This window comes from Pseudoalteromonas sp. MSK9-3 (assembly GCF_003590335.1).
In the GTDB taxonomy this organism is placed as follows: domain Bacteria; phylum Pseudomonadota; class Gammaproteobacteria; order Enterobacterales; family Alteromonadaceae; genus Pseudoalteromonas.
Genome location: NZ_MIET01000042.1, coordinates 1 through 15,053 on the forward strand (window position 1 = coordinate 1; position 15,053 = coordinate 15,053).

General features: G+C 43.0%; 11 protein-coding genes and 1 pseudogene. 11 read left to right on the forward strand and 1 reads right to left on the reverse strand.

The window, feature by feature from the left end:
* Positions 1-602: 602 nt before the first annotated feature.
* The 11 genes from BGP78_RS17815 (at position 603) to BGP78_RS17865 (ending at position 14,597) form a co-directional block, all read left to right on the forward strand.
* Positions 603-1,205, forward strand: coding sequence for a hypothetical protein (locus tag BGP78_RS17815; RefSeq protein WP_119862642.1), 603 nt, complete (start codon positions 603-605; stop codon positions 1,203-1,205).
* 594 nt (positions 1,206-1,799) lie between these two features.
* The gene (locus BGP78_RS17820; RefSeq protein WP_119862643.1) at positions 1,800-2,258 is read left to right on the forward strand and encodes a winged helix-turn-helix domain-containing protein; all 459 of its coding nucleotides are present in this window, start codon (positions 1,800-1,802) and stop codon (positions 2,256-2,258) included.
* A 231-nt stretch (positions 2,259-2,489) separates the two neighbouring features.
* On the forward strand, positions 2,490-3,098 hold the full coding sequence (locus BGP78_RS17825; protein WP_119862644.1) for a hypothetical protein: 609 nt from the start codon (positions 2,490-2,492) through the stop codon (positions 3,096-3,098).
* A gap of 2 nt (positions 3,099-3,100) precedes the next feature.
* Positions 3,101-4,198, forward strand: coding sequence for a glycosyltransferase (locus BGP78_RS17830; RefSeq protein ID WP_119862645.1), 1,098 nt, complete (start codon positions 3,101-3,103; stop codon positions 4,196-4,198).
* Positions 4,188-5,363, forward strand: coding sequence for a radical SAM protein (locus BGP78_RS17835; RefSeq protein ID WP_119862646.1), 1,176 nt, complete (start codon positions 4,188-4,190; stop codon positions 5,361-5,363). Before BGP78_RS17830 ends, BGP78_RS17835 begins: the two co-directional genes overlap by 11 nt.
* An 8-nt stretch (positions 5,364-5,371) precedes the next feature.
* On the forward strand, positions 5,372-6,049 hold the full coding sequence (locus BGP78_RS17840; RefSeq protein ID WP_119862647.1) for a glycosyltransferase: 678 nt from the start codon (positions 5,372-5,374) through the stop codon (positions 6,047-6,049).
* Positions 6,046-7,683, forward strand: a complete 1,638-nt coding sequence (locus BGP78_RS17845) for an ATP-binding cassette domain-containing protein (RefSeq protein WP_119862648.1) — start codon at positions 6,046-6,048, stop codon at positions 7,681-7,683. The genes BGP78_RS17840 and BGP78_RS17845 overlap by 4 nt, the downstream gene beginning before the upstream one ends.
* A gap of 12 nt (positions 7,684-7,695) precedes the next feature.
* Positions 7,696-8,796 carry a glycosyltransferase family 2 protein gene (locus BGP78_RS17850; protein ID WP_119862649.1) on the forward strand — a complete coding sequence of 367 codons (1,101 nt, stop codon included), beginning with the start codon at positions 7,696-7,698 and terminating at the stop codon, positions 8,794-8,796.
* On the forward strand, positions 8,793-9,533 hold the full coding sequence (locus tag BGP78_RS17855) for a DUF1796 family putative cysteine peptidase (RefSeq protein WP_119862650.1): 741 nt from the start codon (positions 8,793-8,795) through the stop codon (positions 9,531-9,533). The genes BGP78_RS17850 and BGP78_RS17855 overlap by 4 nt, the downstream gene beginning before the upstream one ends.
* Before the next feature lie 63 nt (positions 9,534-9,596).
* Complete coding sequence (locus tag BGP78_RS17860; RefSeq protein WP_119862651.1) at positions 9,597-11,360, forward strand: carbamoyltransferase C-terminal domain-containing protein; 1,764 nt, start codon at positions 9,597-9,599, stop codon at positions 11,358-11,360.
* Between the two features lie 102 nt (positions 11,361-11,462).
* Entirely contained in the window at positions 11,463-14,597 is a 3,135-nt protein-coding gene (locus BGP78_RS17865) for an amino acid adenylation domain-containing protein (protein ID WP_119862652.1), read from the forward strand.
* 204 nt (positions 14,598-14,801) lie between these two features.
* Here BGP78_RS17865 and BGP78_RS17870 read toward each other — a convergent pair.
* Positions 14,802-15,026, reverse strand: a pseudogene (locus tag BGP78_RS17870) (tyrosine-type recombinase/integrase); the annotation flags it as partial.
* Positions 15,027-15,053 lie beyond the last annotated feature (27 nt).

Sequence of the window (15,053 nt, forward strand, 5' to 3'; positions counted from 1 at the left end):
TTTCGGTATTCTGCCACTTTGAGATGGCACTATCACTTAGCCAAATATTGATGTTACCGCGTTGAACCAAAGCACGGTTGTACTGTGACCAATTCCTAATTTTCTTCTTCATTTCGCATCATGGGTTAAGGCATTTAATGATCTGATCGCACCAAACCAAAGAAGTTCAACTATTTAGGAAACAACGCCTTTTCTATTCCAAAACCCTTATCCAAACCTGAGGTTATTTAACTTGAGCTATTCAATAAAGTAGCTCGCAGATTTATTAAAAATCAAACGTTTCTGCATCGTTTTACACATATTATTACAAAGCAAGAATCGGAATTTACCTCAATATCAGAAATACGATGAAAAACTTAATCTATGAAGGCGGTATGACTGAGAAAAGCCTTAGCAGACGACTTCTATAAACCTGCCCTATTCCTACTTTAATAAAAAGTAGCGGCCACTTCAGGGAGCGTTCGCTCCTTCCCTTCCTTATTCTTGCGCTAAGACGTTATGGCAAAGCGAAAGCTCCTCACGAAGGGGTGAGTACTAATGCAATTATGTGCATCTAATAGCACAAGTTTATTTTATATTAGTTTACGATAGGAGTACTCACTATGAGATCACGTAACCATTCTGATCCTAAAGATAATAATGCAGATATAGCTGAGAAAAAACAATCAACCACTTCTCATAACGACAAAACAAGTTCTACATCTACATTGCCTCAGCAAGGCATTGTGATGGTTTTTATTGGTAAGTGGGCCATGCCTACCACTGTCGTATTGGTACTTATTACATGCTTATCCGGATATTACCTTGATGTTGAGGCCTTTACGCCCGTTGTGGGGATGATAGCCCCGGTGATCATGGCATTAATTATGGTGGTTAAAGAAATATTGATTGGAAAAGGAGGGAATGAAGCTAAGACTGATGATCATAGTGAGCATTATCAAATCGAAAAAGAACTTGAGCTGGCCAAACTGGCGTTGGAAGAGCAAAGGTATGTGCAAGAACAGGCTGAAAAAGCAAGGCAGTTTGATTTATCGCAGGCGGCCACCAAAGATGTGGTAGAGCTTGCACGTGAAATGAACATGCAATTGGTAGATATTATGAAAAAAGACACTCCCCCGCAGAAACAAAGTGTACATATTGAATGCTGTGAAAAAAAAGACAAGAAAAATAAGGGTCATACCAATAGCTCACCTTTTTCAAAGTAAACTAATGTTTAGGCTTATTGCGCCTGTTATTAGCCCAATACTTTTGTATTGGGCTTTTTTGGTTTTAGTAAGCGGGGTAGTAGTAATCAATAAAAAGGAAAATAAACGCAATGATCAGGGTGAATTGTAAGCAATCTATGAGTAGTAGCTGTGCTAAATAACTCCTTTAGTAACTGATTTATTCTCAGTTTATTTGGTTATAAAAGATATCTTATTTCTGTCCTTAATTACGATTTGTTAAATTGTGTGCGTGTGTTGTTTTTATAGTGTATTAGTTTTGTTCAAGTTTTTTGTTATTTGTTTGTTCGATTGTTGCAACTTTGTGTTTTCTTTTCTTTGGTGATTGTTTTTTTATTGGGGACTGTTAGGTTATTAATGTAATTGTCCCAATAAACGGGTTGAATTTCGATCTATTATAGCCTGATATGTTTTTTTTATGTTCTTTTTATTATTTATTTTAGTATTTTATGATCGAGAACAATTATTAGAATAAATCATGGGTTTTAGTTATAAGTTATATTCATTATTAAAGCTTATGGGAGTAAAATCATAAGCGCTTTTATAATCTAATAGAAAGGAAGTATAAGCGCTGTCATGTTTTATAAAGAAACACAAAAAAATCAGTTTAAAAGAGCGTTGTTTGGCCCTTTTACACTTGATAACCGATCCCAGACACTAAAGATTGATAATACTTTGGTTAAAGTTGAGCCGCTCATTTTTGAGTTGCTTGTATACTTTATGCTCAATCCTGATCGAGTGATTTCTAGAGACGAGCTGGGAGAAAAAATTTGGCAACAAGAGTTTGTAGATAACAATTCAATCAATCGCGCGATCTCAGAATTAAGGAGGATTCTATCGCATGATGCATTGCCTGAAAATGCTATCAAAACTCATTACAGAAAAGGGTACAGTTTCAATATTGATGTAAAGTTTGACCCACAAAATATACTTGATTCGATGCATGGAGGTTTACGGGCTTTAACACGCCACAACGTTCAAATATTTCTACTACTATTATTGCTCATAGTTTTACAGTTGGTGATATACCTTTAGCGTTCACAATGACTTTTTTAACTAACTTTAAATATTAATATTTTCATAAAAGAGGCCTTTGGCCTCTTTTTTTGTTTGTTTTTTAGTCCATAAGCTTTTCCTAAGGCAAAATTGTCATGTCATAAGCAAAAATATGCCCTTCATAAGCGACATTTTTGTTGCATTAAGCAATCTTGTGCCCGTCGAAATTTGAGCCACTTTTTATTCAAATATTACAAAGAGCACAACACTATGGAACAACAATTTGTTGATAGAAGAGCGTCGTTGTTAGCTAATAAAATTGCCCGTACCAACTTATTTATGCAGCGACAAAACATTCAAAAAGTCCCTGTGACATTTGCCGGTGAGCAGCTTGATTTTATTCGCTTAGCAATGGTTGATGGTATAAACGAAGATGCTTTAAGAACCATTGATTTTCATCAGCGCTGTATTGGTGCCGACATTGATAATGGCCGTCAATACTGGTGTATGAAAAAAGACGATGAAATTATTGGCCTATCGGGGTTTCATTATCGATTATGGGATCCTAAAAGTATCGTATGGGGAGGGTGGTTTGTTGCTCAACCTAATGCGTCGGCGATGACCAAAATCGCGATGCTATTAGATACCTTAAAAGTGTTACTAGAAGAGACCGATTATAAGCAGCTCTACATAGAAGTATTTGCAGATACAACCCAATCGAACATTTTAGGGATATATCAATCTTTACTGTTTACGGAGCTGTCTCGTTTTGAAAACTTCTATGGGCCACAGCAAGATATGGTGGTGATGAAGCTAGAGCTTGATGAGCTGCGTCAACATTGGTTATCACTGACCAGTGCTCAGTTACAGGTACAGTAGCTGTGTTGATCTTGTATGTGGAGTCTGGGGCAGGCTCAAGAGCATTGGCATTAACCATGCAACAGCGATTGCAGCAACGTGGTGAGCCTTCTACGCTGGTGTCGTTGTCTGAAATTTTACCGGTTTGGCTAACTAAGCTGTTGTTTGATCAATACTATGACTGGTGCTTAGAGGGTAAGCAGCACCATAGCAAATTATACGGTAGTCGTTGGTTTTATCCTGCATTGTATAAGCTATTACCACTGATGTTATGGTTTAAAGGCAATGACAAAAAAGCCAAAGCGAAAGCGTTATTCACCCAGCATCAACAAGTTTTAGCATGTAGTTATTACGGGGCATTTTTTGCGCGTTACTACTGTAAAAAACTGGCTATTAAGCGCCCTATTCATGGGGTGTTAGGTGATTACAGTATTTCATCTGGTTGGCAGACCCCTGTCGATAATTTATTTGTGTCGCATGCTTATGACAACGCTGTTTTTGAGTGGCACAAAACGCGCAAAACCCCCGTGCATGCCAGTGGGATCCCGGCGCACATTCTTGATGATAAACAAGTACGGTGTACGCAACTTGGCCGTATTTTATTGTGCGGTGGGGGTTGGGGCTTGGGGATCACACCGACCACAGTGCAGACATTACTCAATGCTCAAAAAATTACCCGATTACAAGTGGTTTGTGGACAAAATGCATCACTTGAGCAGCAGCTTACAACGATGTTCAGTGAAGATATAGCAACAGGCCGCTTAGAAGTGTTGGGTTTTGTTGATGACTTAACGCATTTATATCAAGAAGCGGAAGTATTAATCACTAAATCGGGCGGGATCACCTTAACCGAAGCATCGTTAACCAATACATGTGTGGTTGTGAGCTCTGCGTTGCCGGGACAAGAACAGCATAATCGAGACGTATTCAAAAAAGCCAAGGCCGTCGTAACGGCGCAGTCACCCGAGTCATTACTTGCGGCGGTTGTCAGGCTCATTGGTAACACCGAAGAAAAACATATTTTAACTAATAATGCCGCTGCATTAGTGCGTCACGATGCGCCTGATTACATCTGCAATGTGCTTTTAAACCATCACCAGGAGAACCGTCATGTGGACTAAAAAAGCCACGCATTTAGAAACTGCCGATTTACCTCAGGGGCACCTGAATTTTATCGAGCGTAACCCAAGCTTTATTAAACATCACAGAGCCAGCTCTGAACGTGTTGCGAATGCGCTATCTCGCTATGCGGAATCAGAAGTAGTGGAAGAGCAGAATATTTGTAAGTTGGTCGTTAAAATGACCAGCAGTTGTAATTTACGCTGCGAGCAGTGCTTTCAATGGCGTGAAGGCGGCTTTCATAATGGCCTCGATCCGACGGCGATTCCTTATGATGAAAGTGGTAACTTGTTTGATTTTATCGACCGCAATAAGTGCGACATTATTTTAACGGGTGGTGAGCCTACATTACACCCTGATTTTCCTAAGTTCTTTAGACGTTTAGCAGAAGCTGGGTGTTTTATTTATATCTGTACCAATGGCTTGCTGATAAAGCGTTATTTTGAGTTATTCAGTGAATTTTCAGATCAGCTCGCATTTTTAATCTCGATTGATGGCCCAGGTGAAATCCATGATTCTATTCGTGGTAAAGGCACTTTCAGAAAAACCATTCAAGGTATTGAAATGCTGGCCAAGGGCAAAAAAGAAGAGGGTAAAGGCTGGCTGATTGGGGTTGAAAACACCTTGATGGCAAAGAATCTAGACCAATCAATTGAGTTACTGCAAATTTGTGAAAAACATGGCGTAGACTGGATGATTTTCAATCATTTGTGGGTTGTAGATTTATTTGCCCGCAGTGAATATCACAAGTTTTGTGAAGACTATGACGTGGTGCCGAACTCGTATACGGGTTTTGATATGGGGGATTTTAGTCCTGAATATATCGAAAAGGTGATTGCCACACTGAGTGCATTACGTGAATACCCTGCACAGATCCCAGTATTGTTTGGGCCCGATTATAGCGATGATGAATTGCGTAAATACTACCGAGGCAAGATGCCAGCCCGTGAAAACTACTTAAAAATGGGCGTGAAATTAGACGTTGATATCGGTGGTAAATTGGTCATGACTAAGCAGTTTCCAGATTTGGTTTTTGGCAGTGTATTAGACGACACCTTAGAAGATTTAATGGCTTCTGATGCATACCAGCGTGCAGCCAAATCTATGAGAGAGGGCTCATTACGTGTGCTCAATGCCTGCCCTGATGCGCATAACTTTTTAGTTTAGGGGCATTGATGTTATCGGTCATAGTGCCTGCGCATAATGAAGCGCCTGTGTTGTCAAATACACTGGCGTTCATAGTTGCACAGTTAACCTCAGAAGATGAACTCATCGTTGTGGCTGATACCTGTGGTGATAATAGTGCTGAAATTGCCAGCACTTTTACGCCACGGGTGTATTGCGAACAACTTGGTAGTGCGGCCCTCGCCCGTAACTTAGGCGCCGAAAAAGTAAATAATCCCATATTGGTGTTTGTTGATGCGGATACACAGTGCGCGGATAACTATTTTTTAGCTATTAAAGCGGCAGTGTTACGCGGTACAGACTATGGCTGTGCTCCGCTACTGAGTGACTCAGGCCATTGGCTAGGAAACAGGGTGGCAAAGGGCATCAATAAATTCAATCAGCGCCATGGTACTTTTGGCGGAAACTGCTTTGTTAAAAAACGCTTATTTACACAACTAAGCGGATTCAATGGCGCGCTGAAAAAAGGTGAAGACACTGATCTAGGGGAGCGACTGGGTGAATTAGGAGCTTGCTTTGGTTGGTTAGACGACAGCCATATTGTGCACAATGAGCGCAAGTTCAAAGAGCATGGGTATTTCCGCTATTACAGTAAATTATGGTTAGAGTCTGCGTTGTGGCAGCTTTGCCCAAGTTGGTATCAACGCTTTGTGGGAATTAAGTCATGATCACGGCATTTAAGTTACTTTTTGCAGATATAAATGGCCGTTTGATGGCAGTCAGTGCTATCAGTGCCATTACCACATTGGGTATTGTACACAGCATTAATATTGCGCTGCAAAGTGCGTATCACGATACGCAAAGTTTATATCAAAGTGGCTTGGTATTTAGTGTGGCGTTTATTGCCTACTTTACTACGCAGCTGTTTTTTCAACGCCGTACCTTAACACTCACCGAAAACACCATTATGCGGGTGAGGCTTGCGATTTTAGATGCGGTACGCAGTGCAAAGCTTGCCAACGTTGAAAAATTAGGCCCGCAAACGATTTTATCTGCCATTGCGTATGATGCGAATGTGATGAGTCAGCTTAATCGATTTGTGGTGGTCAGTGTTGGTCAGCTATTTACCGTGGTGGCCGCGTTGTTGTACTTGTGCGTGGTATTGCCGGTGGGGGCGCTGATCGCGTCGGTCTTGTTTGTACTTGCGGCATTGGCATACAAATACCGATTGAGTGCAATTGAGCAAGCCATGGCTGATGGCCGTCAAGCCGAAGATGGCTTTTTTGGCGCGATGCATAGCTTACTCACCGGCATAAAAGAGAACAAACAAAACCAGCAGCGCAGTGATGCGTTGTTTGACGATATATCAGAGCAAGCGCATAAGGTCAGAGACAATAAAGTCTGGGCCGATACGCGCTTTATTAACAATCAAATGATTTTGATGGCGACCATGTATTTAGTGGTCGCGGTGGTGGTGTTTATCGTGCCGTTTTATGGTGTGCTAAGCCCTGAGCAGCGTATGAGTTTTGTGATCATCATTTTATTTTTGGTGAGCCCCTTTCACAGCAGTATGGAGTTATTTAGGGTGCTGGCGCAACTGCGCGTGTCTAAAGCCACCTTAGATAACTTGTATGAACAAACTCAGCAAGCCAAAGAACCAGTTGCTGAAATAAATACTGCATTTAACTGCTCGGTAAAAACCTTGAGTTTTGAACAAGCCCACTTTCAATACGACAGCGATGGTGCTTTTAATATTGGGCCAATCAATTTTAGCGTTAATGCCAAAGAGATCATTTTTATCTCTGGAGGAAATGGCTCGGGAAAAACCACGTTACTGAAAATGTTAACGGGCTTGTATGCGCCAACGCAAGGCAACATACGCTTAGATGGCAAGGTGTTAGAACAAGCTCAGTATGCACACGGCTATCGACAATTATTTGCCACTGTATTCGCCGATAGCATGGTATTTAAGCCTTTTTATGGGGCGCAAAATACCGATAAAGCAGTGCTATTACACTGGCTGAATCAAGCTAAGTTGGCAGACAAAGTGCACTGGACAGATCAAGGGTTTTCAACCACAGAGCTTTCGACGGGGCAACTTAAGCGCCTTGCTTTAGTACAAGCTTTAATGGAAGACCGGCCCTTTTTGGTATTGGATGAATTTGCCGCCAACCTTGATCCTGAGTTTAAGCACACCTTTTACCATTTATGGTTACCACAACTAAAAGCCGCAGGAAAAACAGTGTTCGTGATCACGCACGATGAGCCCTATTTTTCGGTGTGCGACAAACATTATTTAATGCGAGAAGGGCAGTTACATCCGTATCTTTCTTCTGGGCAATCACTTATTAATGCAATATAGAGCAATGAGCTGATGAGTTATTCTTTATCTTGGTTACACCAAAATACCGGCGCGAATACCACCGCGATATTAGTGCCATTTTTCAATGAAGCGGGCGACAGCGAACATTTTAAACAGCGCCTTGCTTATTTTGATGAGTTGGCAAATTCGTTGCCAGAACAAGTTGATATTATTCTCATTGATGATGGGTCAAATGATGCGCCGGCAAATTATGTACAGCAAAGTTATAGGCGCTTGAGTGTTGCTCAAGTAAGCCCGAACGGGCAAAAGATTGGTGCTTTACAGCGCACTATCGATGAGTTGAGCCACGACTATATTATTTTTACTGACTTTGATACTGAGCTTGAAAACTTAGCGTGTTTAGAGCAAACGTATGAAAAGTTAGCCGCGGATGATAACTGCATGGGCTGTTATTTTAAAATGATGCCGATTGCTAATCGAAAACCGGTGGTGCAGTTTCAAGTACTAGAATATGCCTTAGAGCGTGCCGCGTATCATTTTAACGCCCATGAAGGCAGTGTGCCCATTATGCCTGGCGCGGGCTGTTTGTATAAGCGACCTATCATTAAAGCGTTATTGGCTCAGCACAGTGGGCTTCGCAGTGGTGAAGACCGAGAAACCTGTTTATTGGGTATAGAGCAAGGTTACACGGTTTTTTACGAGTCAGATGTGGTTGCTATGACGGCACCGCCACAATCTTTTTGGGCGCTCTACCAACAAAGAGTGCGTTGGTCGCGTGGTTTTATTGAAGTGGCCATAAATAAAAGTGACTTTTATAAACAACAAATGCGCAGCAAAACCATTCTTGGGCGTCGCCATTTACTCGATATTATTTCGGTGAGTACCTTCTTAATTGCTCCCTTGTTATTGCTACTGATGTTTAATGTGAGCGACACCGTAGGATGGTGGCTTTTGGCTATATGGAGCGCAATTGGTATCGCTGAAACCTATTCAGTATACCGGGTAGCCAAGCAAGAATTTAAACAAATCCCGCAGCACCGCTGGCAATTACTATTGATGCCATTTGCGCGTTTGATGTTGGAGGTGCCCACTTGGTGGAGCGTGACCAGCACTATGGTTTGGCAGCGGCTTCGTCGTGGGAGGGTATCATGAGTGAGCATCTAGCTGTGACTGAGTTGAGCCCTGCGGCAGGGGAGTATGATTGTGTTTATAGCTTAGGCATGGACTGCCGGCCTCGTCATATTATGAAACATCTTGACTTAAAAAGTCGACGAGGCCCATTTGATTGGATTGGCGGTCGCTCAGTGGCGGCGTTAATAGAGGCGCTGCAGAGCCAATGTCAGCATGTGCTCACAAAAGAGCACTTAGAACCTTACGATACCTTATGCCAAGAATACAAAAAGTATTGGGATCCGGTGTCACAGTTTTTATCAACCCATGACTTTGCGCTAATCGATGGTGACTTAGAGCGAGAGTACCCGGCATTTAGGGCTAAGTTTGATGGGATCAGTGCGCGATTTTTCACTCATATTAAGCATAGTAAACGGGTGCTGTTTTTTTTAAGCGTTGGAATGGAAAATCATCCTGATTTTGAACCTGAGTCGATAGCCGAACTGGTGGTGTTGCTACCAAAATTACAACGCTGTTTGACCGCTTTATGCGCCGGTGAAGCCACCTTGTTAGTTGCCACATATTATGAAGAGTTGGCACAGTCTGTTATGCCGAATATTCACTTTGCAATTAAACACAGCTTTACGACGGATACACCCTGGATGGAAGGGGCTGAATACCAATTATGGGAAAGCATGTTAGCAGGTGTGTGTGTGCCGCAAGATAACACGCAAAACCTTTTTGGCTCAGCGTTTAGCCATTGTGATAACAGCGGCTGAGCAAGTCTTCAGTCTACAGGCAGTTTTTAATCAGATTTTTCAAGGAAAATAGGGATAGTAAGTATGAAAAGTGATAATGCACCACTGGTGATTTTAGGCATAAACGGCGTGTATCATGAGTCGTCAGCAGCAATCGTGATTGATGGTAAAACACAATTTGCCATAGAAGAAGAGCGTTTGAATCGTGTTAAACATGCCAAGCCCGCAGGGCTAGATAACCCGCATGTGTTGCCCCACAACGCCATTGCGCAGTGTTTGAAGTTTGCTGATATTACCTTACAAGAAGTAGACATCATTGCATTTTCGTTTAACCCTGCAAAACGCCTAGCCAAGCACCGTAATTTGGTTGAGCCTAGTGAGCCCGGTAGCTGGGGCACCGCTACGGCTGAACGCGCTTATTTTGAAAAGTTGATGACGGTTCCGCGCCAACTTGCTGAGCAAGGGTTTGCCGGGCAATTTATGTGGGTAGATCATGAAATGGCCCATGCTGCATCGGCATTTTACCCTAGCCCCTATGAACAAAGTGCGATAATTTCAATCGACGGCATTGGCGAGTTTGAATCGGCCTCAATAGGGTATGCGCAAGGCAATAACATTCAATTTACCCACCATATAGACTATCCAAATTCGATTGGTTTTTTATGGGAAAAAATGGCCAAGTATTTAGGCTTTTCTGAATACGATGCCTGTAAAGTGATGAGTGTAGGGTCGTTTGGCGACAGCGCTCGTTATAAGTCACAAATGCAAACGTTACTTTACCCAGAAGGGTTTGGCTTTGCGGTCGATGCCGACAAACTGTGTTTTAGATTAGAAGATTACAGCCAGTTAGAAGTACTTTTTAACGTAGCTCAACGTGACATGCATGACCCACTTTTGCCTGTACACCATGATATTGCCGCAGCACTGCAAAGTGTGACCAGTGATATTCTTTTACATTTAGCGCAATCAGCACATGAATTAACGGGCAGCAACAATTTATGCATGGCAGGTGGCGTGGCACTAAACTGCGTGGCGAATACGCGATTATTTGAAGATGGCCCGTTCGAAAATTTATACATTCAACCGGCTGCAAACGACGCTGGAACCGCTCTAGGTGCCGCTTTATGGGCCTATCATAGTGTGTTGCAACCAAATACACGAGTAGCACAGCCGGAACATACTTATTTAGGTGCACGTTTTAGCGACGAAGAAATACTCGCCGTGCTTGATAATGCCGAGGTGTCTTATACCAAGCACGACAATTTAGCCGAGCAGGTTGCGCCATTATTAGCGCAAGGCAAAGTGGTGGGCTGGTTCCAAGACGCCATGGAGTTTGGCCCAAGAGCCCTGGGTAATCGATCTTTATTGGCCGATCCGCGCGACCCAGAAATGGTAAAGCGCTTAAATCGGTTAGTAAAACACCGTGAAGATCACCGGCCTTTTTGCCCTTCAGTGTTAACGGAGTATGCCGATCAGTGGTTTGATATTAAAAAAGTTGCAGAAGCATCTCGATATATGTTGATGGCATACCCCGCCAATAGCCAATTAAAAGACCAAATTCCAGCCGTGGTGCATGTGGATGGCACATCGCGTATTCAGCGCGTCGATAAGGTCAGTAACGCCAAGTACCATGCGTTGATAAGCGAATTTAATCGCCTCACGGGTGTACCCATGCTCCTTAATACGTCATTTAACGACCGAGAGCCTATTGTGTGCACGCCGCAAAATGCTGTGAATACATTGATGCGGACCAAAATTGACTATTTAGCGATTGGGTCATATTTGGTAGTGAGTGAGTCGAAAGCGCGTGAGGCCGACGTAACAGCGGCACAAAGCGTTGAAATTTAACGATGTGGGTGACTTGTAAAAGTGACCCATTTTTTAGGCCGGATAAACCGCGCGTTGTTTGTCTGGCGATGATGAAATTGTATTGTTCTGAGTAGAAGTATTATGCCTAAAATGTCAAAGCAGCCCGAGCATCCTAGTGAGGTCAATCACCGCCATGTAACACTTGATCAGTTGGTGTTAGATATTATGACGCAAAACCCAAATGGCCTAGCGATAGTGAGCCAGCGATGGCAGTTTAGCTTTGCACATTTAAGGCAGCAAGTTGCACAATGCTTGAGGTTAATGGATGACAATTTGGTGTGCCATACTCGCCCAATTGGCATTTATAGCAATGATAAGCGGGTTGTTTTGGCAAGTATGCTGGCCTGCATTATCCGTCGTACGCCGTTTGTCTGTTTAGACCCAAGCTTTCCGCAATTGCGCACTGACTATATGTTAGAACATAGTCGAGCTGGCTGGGTATTGACTGACTGTCAGCATTTGACCTTTAGTGCGCCCAGTTTGTATGTGCCGATCACGGAGCCTGACAAAGATCATGATAGTTTGTCGTGCTTAGTGGGGCAGAATATTGCGTGGGGACGGCATCAGCATGATTACAAATACCAAAATGAAGCGGACTTGGTCGCCTACATTGTGTATACCTCAGGCACGACCGGGCAGCCCAAAGGCATTGAAATATCTCGGGCGAGCTTAGCGCACAAACTAGAATTCGCACGTAACTTTTATTCTCTGAGTGAGTCAGACCGTTCATTATGTATGGTGTCGTGCTGTACAGATACCTTTATTCAGCAATGCATGATGACGTTACTCGGAGGGGCCAGCTTGCACTTTAGTGACCGCTCTTTGGTTGACCCAGAAGACTTTGTACAGTTTTGTCAGTTGCACCATATTACGTTTACCGATCTAGCCCCTAGCTTTTGCTTATCGTTATTAAGTGATGAACGCGCCACCATGTGGTGGCAGTATTTATCACTTAAAATATTGGTGCTCGGTGGTGAAGAACTTAACCTCAGTATTGTTAAAAAGTGGCATACGCTGGGCTTGTTTACTCGGTGTCGTTTGGTGAATGAGTACGGGCCCTCTGAGGCGACAATTACTTCTGCAATTCATGAAGTACAGCCTGATGACAGGCATTTAAACCGTATTCCAATTGGCCATGCTGTGGGTGATAGTCAGTTACTTGTGCTTGATAAGGCTGGGCAACCGGCTAGTGAAGGAGAGTTATACATTGGCGGTACCGGGCTTGCGATTGGGTATTTACATGATGAGGCTAAAACCCAAGAAAAATTTGTTGAACTTCCCAGTGGTAATGGCTTTACGCGGTACTATCGAACGGGTGATTTGGTTAAGCAAGATAATACAGGTTGCTTAACGTTTTTAGGCCGATTCGATAATCAAGTACAAATCATGGGGCAACGTATTGAGCTAGACGGCATTGAGGCGGTGCTTGAGAAGTACCCACAAGTAACGTTGAGTGCGGTTATTTGCTTTGAAAGCCAACTTATTGCTTATGTAACCTGTGCCACCGAATTAGACCATGCGCAACTGCGAGCGCATTTACACGCTCAGTTACCTGCGTACATGCAGCCAAACCTCATAGAAGAGTTGCATGATTTACCTCTGACACCCATAGGTAAAATCGATAAAAAAGCATTGTATGCCAAGTATGAACAATTGGCAGACGCACGGCGTACTCTGGAACAATTGGCGCAAGAACACCAGCCAAATACGGTATTGAGTGCAATTGCGGGTGTGTTAAATATTCCCATAGCAGAACTCAATACATCGCGCAGCTTTAGAGACAACGGCGGCGACTCACTGCGAGCATTAGCAGTACAGGCGCGCTGCAAACACAGTGATGTGCCGGTAAAAATATGGCAATTGCTGTCTGACTCACCATTAGGCTCATTACCACAAGCGCACTCGGAGCAGCAACACAGTAAATTTGATAGCGCACTACTCAATTACGCCCTGCCCAATAAACTTTCTATGATTGAAAACCCAGAATTGGCTAAATGGTTAGTGACCTTCAGTTTGTATTGCGTACAGGCGTTTGAGGTAAAAAAAATCACCACCGTATTGAACATACTGCTGCGTAAATACCCAAGCTTAAGATTGTGTTTTAACACACACCCTGAGCCATCTCAGCAGCTCACTTCGTTTACGCAAGTGGGATATCATTCATTAGATTGTGAAAGCGACACTGAATTTAAAACCTTAGTCACACAACGCTTTAGTGCACACGTTGCGCAAATGGGCGTTAGCGATAATTTGTTGACTGTGCAGGTGTTTGATAGTGCATTTGGGCAATATATTTGCTTTGCGATTAATCATATGCTGGTGGATGATGTGAGCTTAGCGCAGCTATCGAGCGATATGATGGTGCTGCTGCATTCGCCAGAACAATTTTGTCGAAAAACCGATTTAGGGTTATTTCATTGGCAAAAACAGTTACATGATATTGCGCTAGAAGGCGGCTTTAATGACCAAGCTGATTACTGGCTTAATGCCCTTGATCATGCATCGGTGTTTTTTGCGCAGCTAAATGGTCGAATTGAGCAAAATACCCGCAGCGCGCAGTATGTAGCTAAAAAAACGGTATTTTCAGCCACTCAAATGGCCGACATTCGTACGCAATTAGCAGCGCAAGGAGTAAACATTGTACATGGCGTGTATGCGGCATTAGCCGAGACTTTTTATTGGTTAACCGGAGAAAGTGAGCTGTTGTTATCACAAGATGTACATGGGCGTACTTACCAAGCAGGGTGTGTGGATGTTAGCCAATCAGTTGGGTGGTTTGCTAACAGTGTGCCGTTGTTAATTACGCGCCACGCAAACCCTTCATTACAGCTAACACAGGCAAAGCAAGATGTGGCGCAGTTACCAAATGGCGGCCATAGCTTTTTACAGCTCCTTTATTTTGCCCAGCATCACACCTTGGCGGAAAAAATAAAAACAGCACGGCCTTATGTACATGTGGTATATGAAAACAATGCCTTGTTTAATCTCGACACGCTATTTGAATCAGCCCGCCTTGGGATCAGCGCGGATAAGTTGCTTGACGAGCTGATGTTATCGCCTGATGAGGTGTTGTATCACTTAGTACAAGTGACAATCACTGAATGTGAAAATGCAGGTTTGAGTATCAGTTTTAAAGCGTCAAAACATATTTTAAATGAGCAGATCATTGAGCGCATGTTACATAATACCGTGGCTGCACTGACGAAATTGGTGTAGTTGAGGGGGGATGTGTTTATTGTGTTGTATTGTGTTGGCTCGTTGAGAAATTGTAGCGAGATAGGCGGCGTATAGTTGTGAGTTTTTATTTTAGGGATATAGGGTGGGCGTTCACCTGCAAAAAATGGCCCGTGGTTACGGCTAAAACTGATAGATAGTTGTTTTAAATTGCAGTGATACGGTATTGGTATCGAGTAGGCCTCATTAAAAAAGTGCCGATAATGGACTCGTGACACAGTTAGCACCGCGTTCTAAAACATGGGTGTAAATCTGTGTGGTTTTTACATCACTATGACCTAGCTGTTCCTGTACAGTTCTAATATCAGCACCACTTTGTAGTAAATGGGTTGCAAAAGAGTGCCTCAATGTATGGCAGCTAACATTTTTGGTGATTAGTGCTGTTTTAGCTGCGCTTTTAATGGCCTTTCGTCAGCTCCTAAAATGTAGTTGGTCGCG

What these genes read in the sequence shown, in the direction of transcription:
- BGP78_RS17815 (WP_119862642.1), top strand. Translation starts at nt 603, where the DNA reads ATGAGATCACGTAACCATTCTGATCCTAAAGATAATAATGCAGATATA.
- BGP78_RS17820 (WP_119862643.1), top strand. Translation starts at nt 1,800, where the DNA reads ATGTTTTATAAAGAAACACAAAAAAATCAGTTTAAAAGAGCGTTGTTT.
- BGP78_RS17825 (WP_119862644.1), top strand. Translation starts at nt 2,490, where the DNA reads ATGGAACAACAATTTGTTGATAGAAGAGCGTCGTTGTTAGCTAATAAA.
- BGP78_RS17835 (WP_119862646.1), top strand. Translation starts at nt 4,188, where the DNA reads ATGTGGACTAAAAAAGCCACGCATTTAGAAACTGCCGATTTACCTCAG.
- BGP78_RS17840 (WP_119862647.1), top strand. Translation starts at nt 5,372, where the DNA reads ATGTTATCGGTCATAGTGCCTGCGCATAATGAAGCGCCTGTGTTGTCA.
- BGP78_RS17845 (WP_119862648.1), top strand. Translation starts at nt 6,046, where the DNA reads ATGATCACGGCATTTAAGTTACTTTTTGCAGATATAAATGGCCGTTTG.
- BGP78_RS17850 (WP_119862649.1), top strand. Translation starts at nt 7,696, where the DNA reads ATGAGTTATTCTTTATCTTGGTTACACCAAAATACCGGCGCGAATACC.
- BGP78_RS17855 (WP_119862650.1), top strand. Translation starts at nt 8,793, where the DNA reads ATGAGTGAGCATCTAGCTGTGACTGAGTTGAGCCCTGCGGCAGGGGAG.
- BGP78_RS17860 (WP_119862651.1), top strand. Translation starts at nt 9,597, where the DNA reads ATGAAAAGTGATAATGCACCACTGGTGATTTTAGGCATAAACGGCGTG.
- BGP78_RS17865 (WP_119862652.1), top strand. Translation starts at nt 11,463, where the DNA reads ATGCCTAAAATGTCAAAGCAGCCCGAGCATCCTAGTGAGGTCAATCAC.